Origin of the sequence: Staphylococcus caprae (assembly GCF_002902725.1) — a bacterium.
GTDB classification, from domain to species: domain Bacteria; phylum Bacillota; class Bacilli; order Staphylococcales; family Staphylococcaceae; genus Staphylococcus; species Staphylococcus caprae.
Genome location: NZ_PPRT01000031.1, coordinates 1 through 19,740, shown reverse-complemented (window position 1 = coordinate 19,740; position 19,740 = coordinate 1). Strand labels below are relative to the sequence as shown.

Sequence of the window (19,740 nt, the reverse complement as noted above, 5' to 3'; positions counted from 1 at the left end):
TATTCGAAAAAACGCAAACTTGAAATACACTCATTTCAAATTTGCGCTTGTTATTTAGAAATCTGAATATACTATTCTTGTTCTTTTCTTCTTCTAGAAGCAACTAATGCTGCACCTGCTACTAATGCAAGCCCACCAGTTAAGCCTGCATTAACACCTGAACTATTCCCTGTTTCAGGTAATTCATTTGAACTAGCTTTACTGTTGTCACTAGTAGCTTGGTTATTAACTCCATGAGCTGAAGATGGCTGATTAATTACTAAATCTGTACCTGCAACCACTAAGTCAGGATCTGTAATACCATTATCTTTAACGATTTGATTTACTGTTGTATTATTTTCTTTAGCAATTCCCTCAATTGTTTCTCCAGGTGCTACTTTATGTGTAGTTCCTTCTACAGAAGAATCAGTACCTTGGTTTGATGTTTCTTCATTTGATTGGTCTTCACCTGTTTCGTCTGATGTTGTGTTCTCTCCGTCTGTTGCATTACCGTTTGATGAATCTTCACCTGTTTCGTTTGGTGTTGTGTTCTCTCCGTCTGTTGCATTATCGTTTGATTGGTCTCCACCTGTTTCGTTTGGTGTTGTGTTCTCTCCGTCTGTTGCATTATCGTTTGATTGGTCTCCACCTGTTTCGTTTGGTGTTGTGTTCTCTCCATCTGTTGGATTCGTATTTGTATTACTATCATCTGCAACATTGTTTCCACTGTTATTTGAATTATCATCAGAAGTTGTAGAATCTGTATTTTCGTTTCCTGACGTAACTGTAGTTCCATTTTCTGTAGGGTTAGCCGTAGTTTCACCTTCTGCTGCTTGTACACTATGACCTGTTGAAACGAATAATAATCCCCCAATTGCTACTGATGCAATACCAACGCTTAGCTTTCTAATTGAAAAAAGTGTTTTTTTGTTCATTAATAACTCTCCCTTTGATTTTTTCACAATAATATTAAAGTAGTAATTTAACAAACATCCCTATGTAAAAACCATTGATTATAAATCATAAAGTAAATAAATATTTAAGCCTGGCTAAATCAATTATTTTTTACATTACAACCACTTAAATATTGTTGTGCTACTCTTATTTTATGTTCGAATTATGTTTTGTAAACACTTTATTCGTAAATTTACACAAATTTTAAAATTACAACAGGAAAAATTTACAATAATTTTATATTTCTGTCTTGTTCAATATAAAAGGAAAGTGAGACTCAATTCGCGTCTCACTCTTCATTATTTATTAATTTAACCAAATTTCTCCTCTAACTTATCCATATCTAACTGACATTTTGTTTTTTTATCAAGCTCATCATTATCGCGCATATTACGAGTAAACCACATACTAAATACATCCAGCTATAGCCGATTAAATCCGAAATCGGCCCCATCAAACTGCCGCCTAATGAAACACCTAAATCTGCACAAGCGATAAATAATCCTAGTAGCATGTTCCGACCCGATTTAGGCAATGCGAAGCTTAAATATGACGTTAATGTTGGATAGACTAATGCTTGCGTGATACCGATCATCATCGCACTCACGTAAAAGATGACGACATGAAGATGTGGGCCTATAGCCACTAGCATCGAAGCTATAGTAAGTAGCATCAGCACATTGACCATATATAATGGATGCCATAATCCGTCTGATGGGATATGTTTACGTAAATATATACGTGCCAATACGACTGCTATCGCTTGAATAGTTAAGAAAATACCTGCATTCGCGAATTCATACTTCACTGTATATAATGGAACAAACGTACTCACTGCACCGAAGACGATAGATACAATAATCATAATACATCCGCTATTGAAGAGTTCCTTATTTTTAAAAGATTGGGCAAACACTGTGATAGCGTTAAATTGTAATGGCTCAATCTTATCACGAGTGTCGGGTTCTTGTTCAGCAAATGTCACACGATATCCAAAGAACGTCGTTATCGTAGCAATACCAATCATGACCATGGCGAACACAGAGATGTGTCCGTAATTCCATATTCCAACTGCTACAAGTGGTCCAATTAAATTAGGTATAGTAGAAAATAACGAATACAAAGATACCCCTTCTGAACGATGTTCTTCTGGCAACGCATCAATGATGCCAAGTTGAAGTGACATGGAGAAGAAAGCTGTACACACACCTTGCATGACACGTGCCACAAAATAACCTTCTAATCCTGTGAAGCCGTACAATATCAACGCACAAGCATTGATAAAAAGAATGATACGTAATACTTTAATTGGGCCCACACGTGCAATAATTTGACCTGCCCATGGGCGAAATACCATCGCTGTGAGCATATAGGCACCCATGACAATACCGATAACAGAGTTTGTTGCACCTAAACTATGCCCTCTTAAAGGAATAAATACATTTAAAATTGCGTTTGCGCTAAAAAACATTAAGGTTAATATGTATAATCTTAGAAATGGCCAAGCCATGGCTCCTTTCATTGCCTCACTCCTAAAAATGTTAGTTGTTTATTAATCAATGCTGTTGTATAAGGATTACGACTTGAATGTAAATCGCATGTTTCTATGTGCTCCTCAATTTGACCATTTTTAAAAATGATTAACTGATCACACAAATAGGTAGCCGCCTGAATGTCATGTGTAATAAAAATATAGCTCAGTTGTCGCGTTTGTCTTAATTTCTTTAACAAGTCTAATATTTGCGTCTGAATAGACATATCTAATGAACTAATCGCCTCATCAAATAAAATATATTGAGGATTCATGCATATAGCACGAGCAATGGCCACACGTTGCGCTTCACCACCGGATAACATGTTGGGATATTTATCTAAATACGCTTTCGTTAGTCCTACTTCTTCCAATAATTTAATCGCATCGATTTCCATCTCTTCTTGATGTTTCTTGTCACATCGACACATCACTTCGAACATGATATTTCTAACCGTTTGAAATGGATGTAGCGATGACGTGTAATCTTGAAAGACTGCACTGATTTGATGACGCCTTACTTTCGCGCGATACATCGGTTGATCATTAAGCGTAACGCTTCCTTTATCAGGCCTTTCAATACCAAGAATCATTCGACTGAGGATAGACTTCCCGCTTCCACTTTCTCCTATAATAGCGATACTTTCCCCGACTGGACATTCAAATGTTACATCTTTGACGATGCAGTGAGGCGCAGGATGAAACCATGATTTTTTACCGTATGACTTCTCAACATGTGTGATTTTAAGCATTGACTTCACCTCTCATCACCCTTTGAAAATGATCGCTCACTTTCTTTTTAGTGGATAATAAATATTTCGTATAAGCATGGCGTGGATGATGCAAGACGTCTTCTGTAGAACCGCTCTCAACGAGGTGACCTTCTTTCATTACAATGACACGATCTGCAAGTTGATTAATTACAGTCAAATCATGTGATATAAAAATCATGGCACAATCAAAGTGACGTTTAATATCTTGAAATGCTTCAAGCACATCGTACTGCGTAATCGTATCTAATGCTGTCGTGGGTTCATCCGCGATAATAAGCTTCGGTTTCAATGCTAAAGCCAACGCAATCATCAGTCGTTGCAACATACCACCTGACAACATATGAGGATATGCATCCAAGATGATTTCAGGTTGTTTTAAATTGATATACGTCATATATTCCATAAGCGTTTGTTTCACTTCCGTCTTCGTTAATGTCGTATGCGCTCGCATTGTTTCCATCATTTGCTTACCTACTTTTGCCGATGGGTCAAATGCGCGTGCCCCGTGTTGCATCACCATTGCAATATGCTTACCTCGTTGACTACGTAAGTCCTTTTGAGATAAATGCATTAAATTTTCATTTTCAAAATAAATATCCCCTGACACACGAAGTCGTTCAGGATTTAAACCTAGTAAAGCTTTACACGTAATAGATTTACCACTACCGCTTTCTCCAATCATCCCGAGCGTCTCGCCTCGTGCTACTTTAAAGTTCACTTCTTCTACAAGTGTGGTATCAGTCCAAACATCCATAATTTGCAAGTTCTCGACAGATAATAATGTCATATAGACATCACACCTTTCTTCATGGCACGTCTCTTTTCCTTAGAAGTAATTCGTGGATCAATCGCAATTTGTAAGGCATCCGATAGGAAGTTAAAGGCCATAACAATAATGACGATGGCTATTGCTGTAGTTAACATCATTTCAGGATGTGTGAACATCACTTTGCGTGCTTCATTTAACATCATTCCCCATTCAGCTGTCGGGGCTTTTACGCCTAACCCTAAAAATGAAAACCCAGACATTTGCAATATCATTGAACACATTGAACTACTCGCAATAATAGCGATATCAGCGAGTGTTAAAGGCAAGATATGCTTTAGAATAATAGATGAATGGCTCATACCAATCGTTTTAGCAAATTTCACATGATTCGCTTCAGTATATTGCATTACACTCGTACGAATAATACGACAAAACCATGCCCAACGCGTGAGTATAAATGCCAAAATAATATTCTCTACGCCCATACCAAATACTGTAATCAATGCTAATGTCACAACATAACTTGGAAATGCCAACATGACATCACAACAACGCATCATTAAAGCATCAATATAACCTCGGAAATATCCAGCTATCAATCCGAGAATTGCGCCAATCACTACGGACACAAATAACGCGATAAACACATATAATAAACTCGGTCTGATGCCGTAAATCATTCGCGTTAACATATCACGTCCTAAGTGATCAGTGCCTAACCAATGCGACCAACTGATGACAGCAAATTTATCTGAGGTGTTAATGTGATTAGGTTCATAATATGTAACGATAGGCGCGAATAAACCGAGCACGACATACAGTAAAATGATGCTCATCGCAATCACTGCACCTCTATCTTGCATTAAACGCTTTAAAATGATCATCTTGTCGCCTCCCTTAATTTAGGATTTAACATTGCGTTAATCATATCTGCTATCGTGTTAAACACAATGAATAATACAGCGACAATGAGTACATAGGCCTGAATAACTGGTAAATCATGTTCGACAATAGCTTTGAGACTTAATTGTCCTAACCCAGGCCATGCGAAGACATTTTCAATAACGACAAGCCCGCCCATAATCATAGGTACTGACATACAGAAGAGCGAGACGGCAACTTGTAGTGCATTACGTAAAACGTGTAAGAGCAATGTTATTGTATGTACACCACTGGCATTTAAATACAACACATAATCTTCATTCAGTTGTTCAATCATCGAGCGTCTCACATTTCTGAAATAAATGCCTGCATACGTAATCGTAACTACAAAGACAGGTAAGATATAGCTTTCAGGGCCTGTTAAACCAGACGTGGGTAAGAGATTTAGCTTTACTGATATATAGATAATGAGCATCGATGCTATCCAATAAGAAGGTAGTGCAGTTAAGAAGAACGCAACTGAACGTATCACACGATCAGTCAACTTTCCTCTTGTTAAAGCACTGATAACTCCTAATATAATAGATGTAATAATAACTGAAATACTTGAAATCAGTGTAAGTTTTAAAGTATTGAAAAAGGCAGGTCCTATACGTTCTGATACTGGATCTCCTGTAATATAGCTCGTACCAAATTTAAATTGTATCGCTTGAATAAGCCAATTTTTATATTGAATGAATATCGGTGCGTTTAAGCCATACTTTTCATTAGTTTCAGCAATTAACTGTGGCGTAATGTTAGGCGTTCCTTGTGCATGTAAAATCGTGACAGCTGGATCTCCTTTAGTTAGATACGTCATCATAAATGTCATAAAACTCACTACAATCAATAACGGGAACATGAGAACAAGACGTTTGAGTATTAACTTGGCCATCTAGATGTTCCCTTATTTATACTGCATCTCATTAAATGGGAGTTCGTATTGCGACTGAGTAAATGACACATGATCTAAATCTTTTGGCGCAACCACCGTCATTCTGCCATAAGAAACAGGAATAAAGACGCCCTCATTATCGATACGTTTTAAGATTTTTTGGTACGCTTTAGAACGTTCTTTAGGATTTTGTATTTTGAAAGCTTCATCGATATCTTTATATAAATCTGCTTTATTCTTAATGCCTGATGTCGCACTTTCATAACCTGTTTTAGTTTTAAATGCTGCAAGTGTACTTTGTGGATCATAGAGTAATCCCCACGTTTGATTGAACATTAAATCGTAATCTCCTGATGTTCGTCTTTCTGCGACTTTATCTGATGTTTCTCCATTAATGTTTAACTTGATGCCTAACTTTTTAAATTCAGCTTGTAAAAATTCTGCCTGCTCTTTTTGCTCAGAAGAACCTTTATCGTAATACATTGAGAGCGTGAGCGCTTTGCCTTCTTTTTGTCGTATATTGTTATCTTTAGACAACTTCCAACCCGCTTCATTCAGTAACTTCTCGGCTTTTTTCGTATCATATTCGCGTGTTGGCATATTGAAGTTAATGTCTGTCACATTTTTCGCGAATAATTGCGTTGCTGGCTTTTCCTGACCGTCCAAGATGTCTTTAGAAATTTTATTTCGATTTACCATATGGCCTAATGCTTGGCGTACTGTTTTATCACTTACAGCACTGTCTTTTTTACCTGAATTGGCCACAATCATTTTCGTGTTCATCGGCTGACTTCGTTTAACTTGGTATTGTCCTGTTTCTTTCAATTGATTTAAGCCGTCTTTGTCTAAACTGTCTGTTCCTCTATCATCAGTGAACGTAAAGTTCGTTTCACCTTTCTTCATTGATAAGAAGGCAGTCTCCCCGGCAGGCTTAACTTTTGCTTCGACTTTATTTAATTTAGATTTTTCGCCCCAATATTCTTTGTTTTTATTAAATTCTGCGTACTCATCCTTTTTGTGCTGTCCCATTTTAAATGGTCCTGTACCATCGAATGATTTCACACCGTCTTTCGTTGTTCCATGTTTAAAATCTTTTGGAGATACAAAGACATATGGACGAGGCATCGCAAGTTCTGCTAATGCTGGTTGATACGCTTCCTTCAAATGAAGTTGCACCGTATATTTGTCTTTCACTTTAACGTTGTCGATGAGCGTTGATATCTTCAGCCATGAATGTAACTTCTTATTTTGTTGAACAGCATCTATATTTTTCTTTACTGCTTCGGCATCAAATTTTGTACCATCATGAAACGTCACATCATTTCTTAAATGGAATGTATACGTTGGTCCATCATCTGAAATATCCCATTTCTTAGCTAGTAGTGGTTTGATACCTTCCTTTGTATTTCTTACGAGTGGTTCATAAATCATACTCTCTGCTGACATTGAACCACCATAGACATGTGGATTCATATCGCTAATATCTTTCACTGTGGTATATGACAACGTCTTATGTTCTTTCTTTTCTTCTAGTTCTTTATTGCCACCACAACCTGTTAATATTAACCCTGATATCAGTAAAACTGTACTCATTCTTGTTATTTTGTTCATATCATTTCCTCTTTCTATGTTGAAGATGTTTACGTATGACGTATCGTGTGTCTTTGTAGTATCAATAAGGCGTATGACTTTATATTTAAGAATGCTTTTCTTTTAAAAATTGATTCACTAAGGCAATATCTTTGTCATACGCATGTGGATCAAATTGTGTCGATACACGTTGATGTGGATGTTGTGTTTGATAACTTTGGCAATATGCACGATATCGAGCTAAGAATTGATCAATCATTGGTGTTTGAACACCAAGCGACCTTCCGATTGCCTGAATGATTGATGTTCGGTAGCTGTCTTCACTTGGCATTCTTGGAATATGCATCGTATCTCGTTCATCAACCTCAATTTGTTTATATGGAACCGTTGAAAAATCAAAATAGTTCCCCTTTTCATCAGGTTGCGAAAATGGATCAATTAAAATGGCGGTATAGCGAACGTATAATAGATATTCTTGATGTATAGAGGGTAACTGTTCAAAATGGTCAATCTCCCATTCACTCATTGTTTCCGATCGCACTGGATAATTTTCCTTTACCATAAATTTCAAAAGATTGACTGACGGCACACTTAATTTGTCTAAAATGGTCATCATTTCCTGCCACATTTGACGCATTTCACGGATTAATGTCATCGTAATTGGTCCTTCAGGAAATAGTTTATAAACATATACAGGTACTGAGATGCCTTCAAATATTGCATGTAATGAAAAGTCATTCATAAACAGTGCGGGGTGCACATAGAGTGAGCTATTATGTATCTCAGCTTGTAATGGTGTGTCCATTACTGTGAGTTGAATTTTTAATTGTTCAAAGCACGTTTTAATGCGCTCAATCAAATTAGAGTGTGCGTGGTTAGAACCTACATACAATTTGGATTTGACTCCTGTCGTAAGCACCTTATGCGTTTGTTCCGCATCTATAATTCGTGTATCTCCTAAATATGTTGAAAATGAAATCACCTCTACGTCTGGGTTCACTTCTAACATGATTTGTTCAATCAACATGTGCGATCCCAAAGTTGGAGAGACTAAGATGATGTGTTTCACCCGTTGTAATGTAGATGTTGCAAGTTGTTCAAGTATTGGACGATACGCATCTGCAGTACACGCCATGATCAACGTATCGTATTCTTGATCCACATCTTTAATATCTTTAAAAAATTGATGAACTTTGAATTGCCCTGAAAGTTGATGGTGCGCGTCATTCTGAGTGGAAACTTGGAAATATCCTTCACTTTGATACGCATCATACACACGTTTCGACTTAATAGACGTCTTTGCGCGACTCACAATATCAATGTTGCCATCCGTCACTTGATGGCATATTTGTGCAAGTTGAATGGCTACAGGGCCACTCCCTACAATTAATGTATTAGACATTTGCAGCCCCCTCTTTAACAGACGCTTTGCGATAGAGGGCAATATCAAATATTTGATCAGGTCTTGTTTGTTGAGAGACACAATACCAATGTTTGTCATCCGTTTTCTGAGATGGATAATTAAATAATGATTTCATTCCATCGCCATAACGCATGGCGACTACAACATTGTCATTCGTCAATTCATATAATTGGTCTAAGATGTCATATTTAATCGGAATGGTTGAGCTGAAAATAATGTGCGTAATATCACGTGTGTCTTCCAATTGATCGACCGTTTGATGCGTGATTTGAATATCTTCATTTGGCGCAAGTACCTTCACGATACGTTGTCCTAAATCTAAAGCTTGAGGATCGATATCGATGCCAATCACAGCCGCTCCCGTTTCTTTAGCTACTTGGGTGAGCGTCATTGGATAAGCGCCTGAACCTATAAGCAATAATTTATCTTCTTTCTTAATACGACATTGACCAAATTCCTCGTTAATACAATGCTCAATATTATCGAAATAACCAGAGGTAGACGCCCTTCCGTCTAACAATCGCTTAGCACGTATCACTTCTACTTGTTTGACGCACTGTGCAGTAATATCTTGAAGTTGTTGCGTTAACCTTTCTTTCGCTTCCTTATCGTTCCATGTATCGAATTGATGTTGCGCAATCGGGCTTAATATCAATTGACTATATCGATCAACCAATGTTTCTAGCTCATCAATGTATTGCTCATCTTTTCGCACTTGTTTATATAATGTTTCAAATTGGCTTAAGTATGTTTGTAATCGATGCTGTATATCATGCTTTAAGTTCATAAGTATGTCTTTGTCTCCTGTTCTATATATGCTTGTCCTGTTGCGACAGTTGAAACTTGACCTTTAATAGATGTTAAATAACACATTTGTTCATTAAAGGTTGATGAAACTAGAATGCTTCCACCCGGTTGATTCACCTTGAAATCATTGCTCGCTTGATTTGTCCGATACTGTTGAAACACACCAATCGAAGCCGCCCCTGAGCCACAGCTATTTTCCCAAATTAAACTTTGCACCTCAGGTATATAAATGAGTGGTTGTAAAAACTGCTGTTCCATGTCAAATAACATGACACCAATGGTTTTATAATTAACGTTCCATCGTTGTGTCCTCACAAATTGTTCTACTTGTTGTTTAAAAGACACCGAAATATCTCGCGTTGGAACGACAAAATGTATGTAAGATTCATAAGTTAGTTCAAGTACGTGATATAGTTGTCCTGCAATGACTAATTGTCTTGGTGTGATTTGTTGTACTTGAGGCATTCCCACTTCGTAACATCGATGGTTATGAACCTTACAAGGTACGAGCTGAGAATATCCTGATACTTTCAACTGACATTGCGAATGTTGTAACAGTTGATGCTCTTGCAAATAATGAATGTATGACATCGTAGCATTCCCGCAAAATTCATTCCCACTCATCACTAAATGATATGTTTCCCAATTATTGTGATTCGTAGATTCTATAAAACCAACTTGTTCACAGCAAACATGTGTCGTTGCCATTAATTGATTAGCAATTGTTGCGTATTCATTTGGATGATGTTTAGAGTGAACAAGAATAGTCATATTCCCCGACGGATTATACTTTGAAAATTCAATCACCTGACGATGCATATGACACTCCTTTGTGTTGTGGATTCTCTTTTAAAGCTACTGTCACAAATAGTTGCATCTGTAACTATCAGCAACTTTAAAATAGTTGTACAAAATAAATCGTAATTGTTACGATTTGAAGATTATAGTATACGAGTAGGACCATATTGTCAATATAATTGATAATAAATTTCAATTAGTGAAGAGAGGCATGCGGATTGAATGAGACTCGAGGAGTTATGAGAAGATTTATACTAGAAGAAAAATGAGAGTGGTTGGCGTATTTTAATACTATATAAATGCAGACATACTAAATGTTATAACTTAATTTTACAAATTAATAATTATAGTTGAATCTACTTATTTGTGTTTTTTTCGAATTTTAAATTCATTAGTTTTACCATGACATTAACCATTTTAAATTTAAATAAAAGCATTACTATTATGCAACACAAATGATATACTTATTAACGAAAATATTCATTGTTTTAATATATTTTTAAAATTAATAGTTGGATATTTTTATTTTACATACTCATTCCATTAAATACATACAGGAGGATATTGATTATGAAGAAATTATTAGGACTCTTATTTGCGTCAACACTTATTCTAGGGGCTTGTGGAGGTCACAAAGATTCATCTGAAAGTGATTCAAGCAATAAATCTTCCGATAGTGTTTCTGTTGATAAAAGTGATGACTCAGAAAAAACTGACTCAAAATTCAAAAATGATAAATTAACTACTAAAAACTATGATATTGAATTAAAAGATGCAAAAATTCTTAAAGCATCAAAATATTCAGACGATGAAAAGCCAAACTTAGCTGTAGTATATGAAGTGAAAAACAAAACTGGTAAAAAAGATATTACAGCAAACGGAGCATTTTTAGAAAGCTTCGAAGGGTATCAAGATTCTAAAAATGTTAAAAGACATTTATATTCAGGCGACGCTTACGACAGTGAATTATATGAAAAATATAGAGAAAATCAAGATAATGAAATTAACAAAGGTGGTACAGTAAAAGGCGTTAAAATGTATAAATTAAAAGATACTAAAACACCAGTCACACTTGAAGTTAAAGATCCAGACGGACTTCATAAAAAATTAGGTGAAAAAGAAATTAAACTTAAATAATCCACTATAGTGACAAAAAGATATACCGTTTAAAAAATATAATAATATCCTAGATTAGAATATAAGTTAAACGGAGGCTATTTTATTGTTACCTAATATTTTGTTGTTGGTTATTACTCTATTAACGGTTTTTTTAATCATGTATAGTATTATATTTAATAAGTCATTTTCAATTGTGGTAATAGCTCCTATAGTTCAATCTATAATACTGTTTATTATTCGGTATTTTTGGCTACAAATGACTTTTAAAAGTGCACTTGTTCATTCTTTCGATTTATTCACAATAGCGATGGTTATCGCTTATGGATTTTATAGATTAGGCAAACGAAAAAATCATTACCTATAAAATAAGACATTGTTCTTAGTCCAAGACTATTTGGGACATCATTTACCAAAAATAATAGCAGTAAGAGGATTTCAGTTAGAATCTTCTTACTGCTTATTCTATATTCAATACTTCGTTTATATTTTAAGAATAATGCTTTTCTTTTAAATCTATAAGCCTTTAGACTGCTCGAATAGTTACTTCAGACAAACCGAAGGCTTACTTCAACCTTTTTAATGCTCTCCCAAATCTGCCTCTATTAATAATATCTACTTCGATTAGTTTTAATCTTTCTTTTCATGCTTGCTACTTCTTAAGAATATATCTTCTAATGACAATTCTTCTAAATCAACTTTGAAGATATTTATATCCAAAGCAACATACAATTTCACTATTGATGGGATCGTGTTTTTCTCTTTAATTTTAAGGTTGGTAAAACCGCTATTGATGTCTATATCTTTAATCTCATGATTTAAATGATTCAATCTTTCTTTTAATAATTGCATTTGATCTTCATTTAACGCCATATGCTCAATTTTTAAAGACAGACTCTCTTCATAAGTTTCTCTTAGTTGTGCTAAATTCCCCTGTACTTCAATATTACCTTGGCTCATAATAGCCATTTCATCACATAACTTTTGAATTTCATCTAAATTATGTGAAGTTAAGAAAATAGTTGTCCCAGACTGAGCAATATTCTTAATCAATTGATGTATTGATAAAATTGAATTCGCATCGACGCCTGATGTAGGCTCATCTAGGAAAAGTATTTTAGGTTTATTAACTACAGCTTGTATAATCCCTAATTTCTTTTTCATCCCAAAAGAGTACTTTTTAACTTTTAAATTCAAACCATTTTCTAACCCAATTGATTTGAAAAGGTCTTCTATTTCGCTTTGAGAAACATCATACTTTAATATATTACAAAAGTATTTTATATGTTCTTTTCCAGTCATATGATTGTAAAAAGAAGAATAGTCTGGTAAAACGCCAATCTCGCAATTATTATCAATATTTAAAGTGAATGTGCCGTCAGAGGGCTGACATAATCCTGTTAACATATTTATAAAAGTTGATTTACCGGCGCCATTATGACCTAAAAACCCAAATATCGTTCCTTCTCTAACATTTAAATTGATATGATTCACAACTTCTCTATCTTCATAAATTTTTGTTAAATTATCGGTTTGAATTGCATTCATTATAAATCCCTCTTTCTAAATACATATACACTTATTATCAGAAAGACTACTGGAAAGATAACTACAATAAAAGGCATCGCAGGGTTATCTTTAAGGTAATAAAAGTAAGGCGTGATATAGCTGAATAATTTCAACCAAATTTTATCAGAATTCATACTCCATAAACCTAATATAGTCATGATCAACGAAAGTGCTATACCTAAAAAGTTAGTTAATATCGTATTATCAATGAGAACTGACAACAATGTCGCCAACGCTAAGAAATAACTCACAAACACGAGACATTGTAATAACTCTAATAAATAAAATTCATGAGAGTAAAAAATTAATAAGAGCGTTGTAATAAATAGACAAGTTAACCAGAATAGTAAAGCGCCAATAAACTTACCTAATAAGATATGACTTCTATTTGTTTTAGTAGCGATAAATCGGATCGTTCTACTTTTGACTTCCTCATTTATAATGTTATGAGAAAGTGTAAAAACAAATAAAGGACTTGTGAGCAACACAGTTAGCAATAATGCTAATTGAAATGGTGTTTTCTCTAATCCTGTCACACTATTAATTTGACTTCCAAATAGGCTTAATAGTTTTGCTATGCCTAAACTGATAGCAATCATAATCAAAATGATTAAGATAGACTTTATACTTTTAAATAGAGCAACAAACTCTTTTCTTGCTATAGAAAGCATACATTTTCCTCCAAAAACTAAAAGTTTTTAAAAAATAATTACTTTTCAATTGTATTTATATATTATCATTATTGATTAAAATTTCAAAAAAAGAACAGGACAGATATCCTATTCTTAATGAAGGATTTCATCTTCCTGTTCTCAAATTTTGTTTACCTCTCACAGCCAGCACACTCATCTACATCCAACCTATTTGAATACTCATGAATCATGTTTTATCTAGTTCTAACATGTCGCCTTTAAAGGTATTTAACACATAGGAATCATGTGAGATGATGATTAACTTTGTATTGTTGAGTGACTTTAACATGTCTAATATCGTCTCTTCACTTATCACATCTAAATTAGTTGTTGCTTCATCTAGAATCAATACTTGAGGTTCAACGATAAGTGCTTTAGCTATCCAAACTCTTTGAAATTGTCCCCCACTTAATGTTTCAATACGTTGCTTTAAAATCTCTTTAGGTAACATGCACTTTTCAATCACTGTAGCAATTCGATCTTGATAACTTGCTTTATCAAATTTGTAATTGATTAATGGCTCTTTTAATGTGTATTCTACAGTCTTTCGCCCATTTAACGTATCACGTTGATATTGAGGGACATACTGTATGTCTTTCATCCATGCTTTATCTGTAAAATCCTCTTTAGCTGTTCCATTAAAAGACATGTATCCAGAATAATCTGAGTCTAACCCAGCAATTATTTTTGCCAATGTAGATTTACCGCTTCCGCTTTTTCCACAAATTAATAAATACTGCCCTGTCATATTAAAAGAAATACATTCTAAAATTACTTTATGATTAATATATTTGGATAATTGGTTAACTTTAAGCATCATTTCGTCTCCGTTGCGCAATAGAAATTAATTTTTTAGTATAATCATGCTTCGGATTTTCTAAAATTGTGGTAGCTTTTCCAGATTCAATGATTTCACCGTGTTGCATCATACTGATGTGCGTGGCATACGTGCGAACTAAGTTTAAATCATGTGTCACAAAAATGATGGTCATATTGTAGCGATTAACAGCATCAATTAAATAACGCATAAATTTATCGCTGTTCTCCTTATCTAATGCACTCGTTGGTTCGTCCAATACTAAGCACTCGGGTTGTCTTATTAATGACATGATGAAGGCAACTCTTTGCGCCATACCCCCACTCAATTCAAATGGATAATAGTTCAGTAATTCCTCACCATTGTCTAACCCAAGCATTTGTAGCATCTGTACGACTTCAGCGTTGCGTTGTTGTTGTGATAAATTAGATTGTGTTGCTTCATATAAATATTGAAAATGCTTCTCCAATGTCATGTTTTGAAACAAATTACTATGTACATCTTGAAACATGGCATCTGCTTTATCTAAATTAATTTCGACATGTCCTTCGTATGTTAAAGACACCTTTTCCATACCAAGAATTGTACGTGTTAATAAAGATTTACCGCTCCCACTTTCTCCAATAATACAGTGAAAATCACCACGGCCTACATCTAAAGCTACTGATTTAATCAAAGGTTGTTCGCGATGATAAATATTTAATTCTTCAACTTTTAATATATGGTTCATTTCATTATCCTTTTGTTGATGATTTGGAATAATAAGGCATAACCTCCTAAAAAAAAGAGCCACGGGGCACCATTGAAATAGCTTTTGCCATCAAACTAAATTGTACCTAATTCAGGTGTAGGTGGTTGAATGCCGAGACCTAAAAAGGCAAGTCCTGAAATACTTAACATAATTTTTCCAAAATCGGCAGTGACTAAAGCCAATATGTTACTGACTAAGTGCGGAATTATATGTGTCATCGTTGTTTTAAATATGGAATTTCCACTTAATACTGCATAAGTAATAAACGGTCTTTTCTGAATATCACGAGTTAAATTTCTAAAATAACGTAAATATCGGCCGACCCAGCCTAAGGTCAGCGCAAAGATCAGTCCCATCATTGAATTACTCATTAAACTGAGTATAACTAAGGCGATGATGAAAGAAGGAATGGCTAGTAACATATCAGCAATAAACATACATCCTTTATCTATCCATTTCCTTTCAATACCAGCTACAAGGCCTAATGTTAAACCAATTAAAATACTTAGAACCATAACGATAGCTGTTAAACCTAGCGTCACACCACTACCAATAAGCAATCTTGTAAGAAAGTCTCTCCCAAGTTGATCTGTACCTAATACGTGTTTAAGATTAGGCGCTTGTAATGCATGAGTGCTATCTGTCCCTGCTGTATTCACAATTATACATAAACTTACCATGACACATCCTATTAAAGTCATTGCTAAATATCGTTTTAAGTGCTGTGTCATACTACGCGCCTCTTCCTATCTTTCTATGGTCATTTTGCCGTTTTTGAATTCTGGGTTCATTGTGCAAAATAATTAGGTCCCCGATATAATTCGTCATCATTATGGTAACGATGACGATAACAACTATGCCTTGAATGACTGGATAATCACGCTGGTTTATCGCAGTTATTAATAATTTACCTATTCCAGACATACTGAAAATGACTTCTAAAATCACTGCTTTACCAAATAAATGTATAACACTATTAATTGAAATGGTCATCAATGGTGCAAATATGTCTTTAATTTGAATGAACATACGTGCTTTTAACTTAAATCTTCTTAATAGTGCAAGTTGATATGCATCCTTATCCAACGTTTCTTCGATAAGATGTGATGTCATTAGAAGAATGTGACACCCGTCTATCATGACAATCGTAATAATTGGAAGTAGAAAATGTCGCCATGAATCACTTCCTACAAAAGGTACAAAGTGCCATTGAACACCTAAATAATAAATTAAAAGTATCGCAATCCAATATTCAGGCATGGATGTCATCACCTGAACAAAGCCTCGTACTACACGTGACAACCGACTAAGTGGATGTATACCAATGTAATATCCAATCAAAAATCCAAATGGCAGAAGAATACTTGCAGAAACCATAATTAACGTTAGCGTTGGTGCTAAAGACTCCAATATCATAGAAGTCACTGGTTCATGTGTACTAAAACTGTAGCCTAAATTACCGGTGAGTGCATGGCCCAGCCAATCGAGGTATCTCAACAACATATGATGACCGAGTCCAAGATGATGTTGAGCTAATTCAATATTTTCATCAGTAATAGATGTGTAACCATGTCGTTGTAAATAGAGAATTGCTGGATTGCCAGAGGTCTTTTCAACTAAGACAAAGATAATGAAAGAACTTACTACCAAATAAAGTAGTAATCTAAATGTGCGTTTAAGCATCATTATTCATTAACTTTCAACGTCTTATAGTCTATAGGTGCGTCTGTTAGACCTGAAAATTTAAATGATTTCACTTTATCACTCACCACAAATGTCTCGTTTGGATAGGCAATGGGTACACCATAATATTGTTGATTAAAGTGTTTGAATATATCATTAAAGGCACGTTGTTGCGCAGCTTTAGATGTTTGAGTTGGAAAATTATCTAGTTGTTTCGTTAACGTTGAGTCATTAGCCAGAACACCTGGTTTCCCGCCCGCATTCTTAAAGACTGAATTCATGAAATTATATGGCATTAAAGCATCTGAGTATGTTCTATAAAAGATAAGGTCATAATATTTCTTAGTCCATAATGTATCGTAATAGGTTTGAGCATCTAACGTTTTAATATTCAATTGAATTCCAGCTTGTTTCAAGTCACGCTGTACTTTCTCTGCTTGGTCTTTCCAATTTGGAAATTCTGCTGTTTGAATAGCTAAGTTCAACTTGAGTGTTTTTCCATCCTTCTCAAAATAACCATCTTTATTCTTCTTATAACCTTTACTCTGAAGTAACTTCTTAGCTTCTTGTACATTGTATACGTGGTCTTCTTGATTATCTTTATTCACGTATTGCACGCTATTCTGGAAAATGCCTTTCATTTGCTTATCAGACAACTGCTTAGTGTCAATACTTTTACTGATTGCTTCACGAATCGCACGTTTCTTTAATACCGGGTTATTAGGATTGGAAGCCATGAAATGACTCACAGTACTTGAGGCCTCTTCTACTTTTAAATTCTTATTCTTCTTATCTTGTTGAACCTGTTGTTCTGACAGCATACCTAATGCACCGCCGGATATGTCAACTGAGCCACTTTGAATCGCTGAATTCCTTGAGTCCCCGTCTTCAATAGTTTGAAATGCTAATTTATAATGGACAGGATGATTATGCTCAAAATGTTGATTAGGGTTTAATGTCGTTTTTTCCTTGCCACTATGATCGACGACAAACGCTCCTGTGCCTATCGCTTTTTTAAATTTGCCAGTGACTTTATTACCTTCAACAGAATGTGGACTCATAATACGTAAAGGTCGCACTTGTGTTAATTCATTGAGAACTTGATTAGATGGAGATTTTAATTTGATTTGAACAACGTGGTCATTTTTTACTACTACTTTGTCCAATTTTTGTAAGGTTTCAACAGTCGTATTCTTGTTCATCGCCTTTGCGCGATCAATTGAGAATTTCACTGCTTTAGCATTGAGTGGCGAGCCGTCAGAGAATTTAATATTTTTCTTCAAATGAAATTCATACACTTTACCGGATTGATCAACAGACCACTTCTCGGCTAATCCCGCTTTAACTCCTTTATGCTTATCATATTTGACTAATGGTTCGTAGACTGCACTATACACTGGCATGGCAGCATCATAACCTTGTGCGTCTAATTGATCTGCCTTTGCTTCTGTAGGTAATGAGACCGTCACTTGTTTCCCATCTTTTGATGAATGCCCACAACCTGCTAATAACAACGTTGCACTTGCAGTTAATGTCATTAATAGTCTCTTTTTCATTCATTAATGCCTTCTTTCAAAGTTGCTTTGATTAAAAATGATTCCTCATAAAGCGTGCGTAAATAATCATTAGGTGTTAAGAAAAAGTCGTTGTAATGCGTTAAATCAATCACATCAGGTACGGTTTCTTTCATTACAGCAACTTCAAATCCCGCTTCAATAAAACTATCAACAATGTACTTGAGCGAATGATTTTGAGAAGGCGTGGCACCATATTGATTAATCGTGTCATCCATATATTGGCGACTTGGATTGTTCTTTAAATCTGCAAACGTTGCATAATATACCCCATTGGGTTTCAGTACTGCTTTTAAATCTCTAGCATGTTGAGGCACATCCTCTATTAAATAAAGTACGGACGTACTGATGGCAGTATCATAGGTTTTACCAGTTTCTTGTGGCCGATCAGTTAAAAAATATGTAAGTGGTCTGTTGCCTTTATACGCTTCAGCCTTTTCAAGTGAAAGACGTGCTAAATCGATACCAACGCCCTCTTTAAATGGTGTTGCATCATATAATTTCCGCAAAAATCCTCCTTGATTACACCCAAAATCTAAAATCGTTTTATTCTTAATATCAGTTATATCTAACATTTGTATCGTTCTTTCCCATGCTTCTTGGTGGTCACGAGCCATATCGTCATCAGTTTCTTGCCCTTTTTGCCACCAAACTTCATAACTTTTAGTCATTTCAATCTCCTTAATGTTTATAAATCGTAATTATTACGTTTTAACATCATACTACAGTATTCAAGATTACACTATAAGAATTTGAGGAAACAGATTTTACATTTCATGCTAAATTACGGAGATTTTTAACTGAAGAATTGTGTTAGTCACTGATTTTTATCGAATCGTGTCACTGTTCTATTTACTATATAAAACTTAGGTACGATTAATCTTTGTGGCGTATAACAATCTATAATATTTGAACAATAGGGTTATGATTTTAGACTTAATCGTTAAAATTTATAACTTTTAAATTAATTTACTAAATAGTCTTTATTTTATATAAAATAAAGTGTAATATGTAATTGTAATTATCTATTCCTTCACTAATAAAGTTAAAGTCTTATTTAATAAAGGGGACGTTTAGGGCTGTCTCTTATACACATCT

Annotated in this window: 18 protein-coding genes and 1 pseudogene; 1 reads left to right on the top strand and 18 read right to left on the bottom strand. The window is 34.9% G+C overall.

Going from position 1 to position 19,740, the window contains the following annotated elements:
- Window positions 1-71 precede the first annotated feature (71 nt).
- From CD155_RS12790 to cntK, 10 genes are all read right to left on the bottom strand, one after another.
- Entirely contained in the window at window positions 72-914 is an 843-nt protein-coding gene (locus CD155_RS12790; protein WP_115177444.1) for a YSIRK-type signal peptide-containing protein, read from the bottom strand.
- A 362-nt stretch (window positions 915-1,276) separates the two neighbouring features.
- Entirely contained in the window at window positions 1,277-2,455 is a 1,179-nt protein-coding gene (cntE, locus tag CD155_RS06600; protein WP_103212858.1) for a staphylopine family metallophore export MFS transporter CntE, read from the bottom strand.
- Entirely contained in the window at window positions 2,452-3,216 is a 765-nt protein-coding gene (locus CD155_RS06595; RefSeq protein ID WP_103212857.1) for an ABC transporter ATP-binding protein, read from the bottom strand. The genes cntE and CD155_RS06595 overlap by 4 nt, the downstream gene beginning before the upstream one ends.
- Entirely contained in the window at window positions 3,209-4,024 is an 816-nt protein-coding gene (gene cntD / locus CD155_RS06590; RefSeq protein ID WP_103212856.1) for a staphylopine uptake ABC transporter ATP-binding protein CntD, read from the bottom strand. The genes CD155_RS06595 and cntD overlap by 8 nt, the downstream gene beginning before the upstream one ends.
- Window positions 4,021-4,890: a staphylopine uptake ABC transporter permease subunit CntC gene (gene cntC / locus CD155_RS06585; protein WP_103212855.1), complete on the bottom strand. Its 870-nt coding sequence runs from the start codon at window positions 4,888-4,890 to the stop codon at window positions 4,021-4,023. The genes cntD and cntC overlap by 4 nt, the downstream gene beginning before the upstream one ends.
- Window positions 4,887-5,822, bottom strand: coding sequence for a nickel/cobalt ABC transporter permease (opp1B, locus tag CD155_RS06580; protein ID WP_103212854.1), 936 nt, complete (start codon window positions 5,820-5,822; stop codon window positions 4,887-4,889). The genes cntC and opp1B overlap by 4 nt, the downstream gene beginning before the upstream one ends.
- Window positions 5,823-5,834: 12 nt before the next feature.
- Window positions 5,835-7,433 carry a staphylopine-dependent metal ABC transporter substrate-binding lipoprotein gene (gene cntA, locus CD155_RS06575; RefSeq protein ID WP_103212853.1) on the bottom strand — a complete coding sequence of 533 codons (1,599 nt, stop codon included), beginning with the start codon at window positions 7,431-7,433 and terminating at the stop codon, window positions 5,835-5,837.
- An 85-nt stretch (window positions 7,434-7,518) separates the two neighbouring features.
- Window positions 7,519-8,814: a staphylopine biosynthesis dehydrogenase gene (cntM, locus tag CD155_RS06570; protein ID WP_103212852.1), complete on the bottom strand. Its 1,296-nt coding sequence runs from the start codon at window positions 8,812-8,814 to the stop codon at window positions 7,519-7,521.
- A complete protein-coding gene (cntL, locus tag CD155_RS06565; protein WP_103212851.1) occupies window positions 8,807-9,622 on the bottom strand; it encodes a staphylopine biosynthesis enzyme CntL in 816 nt (271 codons plus the stop codon). The genes cntM and cntL overlap by 8 nt, the downstream gene beginning before the upstream one ends.
- Window positions 9,619-10,461 (bottom strand): histidine racemase CntK, encoded by an 843-nt coding sequence (gene cntK / locus CD155_RS06560; RefSeq protein WP_103212850.1) that lies wholly within the window; start codon window positions 10,459-10,461, stop codon window positions 9,619-9,621. The genes cntL and cntK overlap by 4 nt, the downstream gene beginning before the upstream one ends.
- Before the next feature lie 549 nt (window positions 10,462-11,010).
- On the opposite strand from cntK, the gene CD155_RS06555 reads away from it, so the two are divergent.
- Window positions 11,011-11,577: a DUF5067 domain-containing protein gene (locus CD155_RS06555; RefSeq protein ID WP_044466453.1), complete on the top strand. Its 567-nt coding sequence runs from the start codon at window positions 11,011-11,013 to the stop codon at window positions 11,575-11,577.
- Between the two features lie 609 nt (window positions 11,578-12,186).
- Here the strand turns inward: CD155_RS06555 and CD155_RS06545 are convergent.
- From CD155_RS06545 to CD155_RS06510, 8 genes and pseudogenes are all read right to left on the bottom strand, one after another.
- Entirely contained in the window at window positions 12,187-13,104 is a 918-nt protein-coding gene (locus CD155_RS06545) for an ABC transporter ATP-binding protein (RefSeq protein ID WP_103212849.1), read from the bottom strand.
- Window positions 13,104-13,796, bottom strand: a complete 693-nt coding sequence (locus tag CD155_RS06540) for an ABC transporter permease (RefSeq protein WP_103212848.1) — start codon at window positions 13,794-13,796, stop codon at window positions 13,104-13,106. Before CD155_RS06540 ends, CD155_RS06545 begins: the two co-directional genes overlap by 1 nt.
- A 208-nt stretch (window positions 13,797-14,004) precedes the next feature.
- A complete protein-coding gene (locus tag CD155_RS06535) occupies window positions 14,005-14,634 on the bottom strand; it encodes an ABC transporter ATP-binding protein (protein WP_103212847.1) in 630 nt (209 codons plus the stop codon).
- On the bottom strand, window positions 14,627-15,394 hold the full coding sequence (locus tag CD155_RS06530; protein WP_103212908.1) for an ATP-binding cassette domain-containing protein: 768 nt from the start codon (window positions 15,392-15,394) through the stop codon (window positions 14,627-14,629). The genes CD155_RS06535 and CD155_RS06530 overlap by 8 nt, the downstream gene beginning before the upstream one ends.
- A pseudogene (locus tag CD155_RS06525) lies at window positions 15,361-16,065 on the bottom strand (ABC transporter permease). Before CD155_RS06525 ends, CD155_RS06530 begins: the two are co-directional and overlap by 34 nt.
- Before the next feature lie 52 nt (window positions 16,066-16,117).
- Entirely contained in the window at window positions 16,118-17,068 is a 951-nt protein-coding gene (locus CD155_RS06520; protein WP_103212907.1) for an ABC transporter permease, read from the bottom strand.
- Between the two features lie 2 nt (window positions 17,069-17,070).
- Window positions 17,071-18,624: an ABC transporter substrate-binding protein gene (locus CD155_RS06515; protein WP_103212846.1), complete on the bottom strand. Its 1,554-nt coding sequence runs from the start codon at window positions 18,622-18,624 to the stop codon at window positions 17,071-17,073.
- Window positions 18,621-19,313, bottom strand: coding sequence for a class I SAM-dependent methyltransferase (locus tag CD155_RS06510; RefSeq protein WP_103212845.1), 693 nt, complete (start codon window positions 19,311-19,313; stop codon window positions 18,621-18,623). Before CD155_RS06510 ends, CD155_RS06515 begins: the two co-directional genes overlap by 4 nt.
- Window positions 19,314-19,740 lie beyond the last annotated feature (427 nt).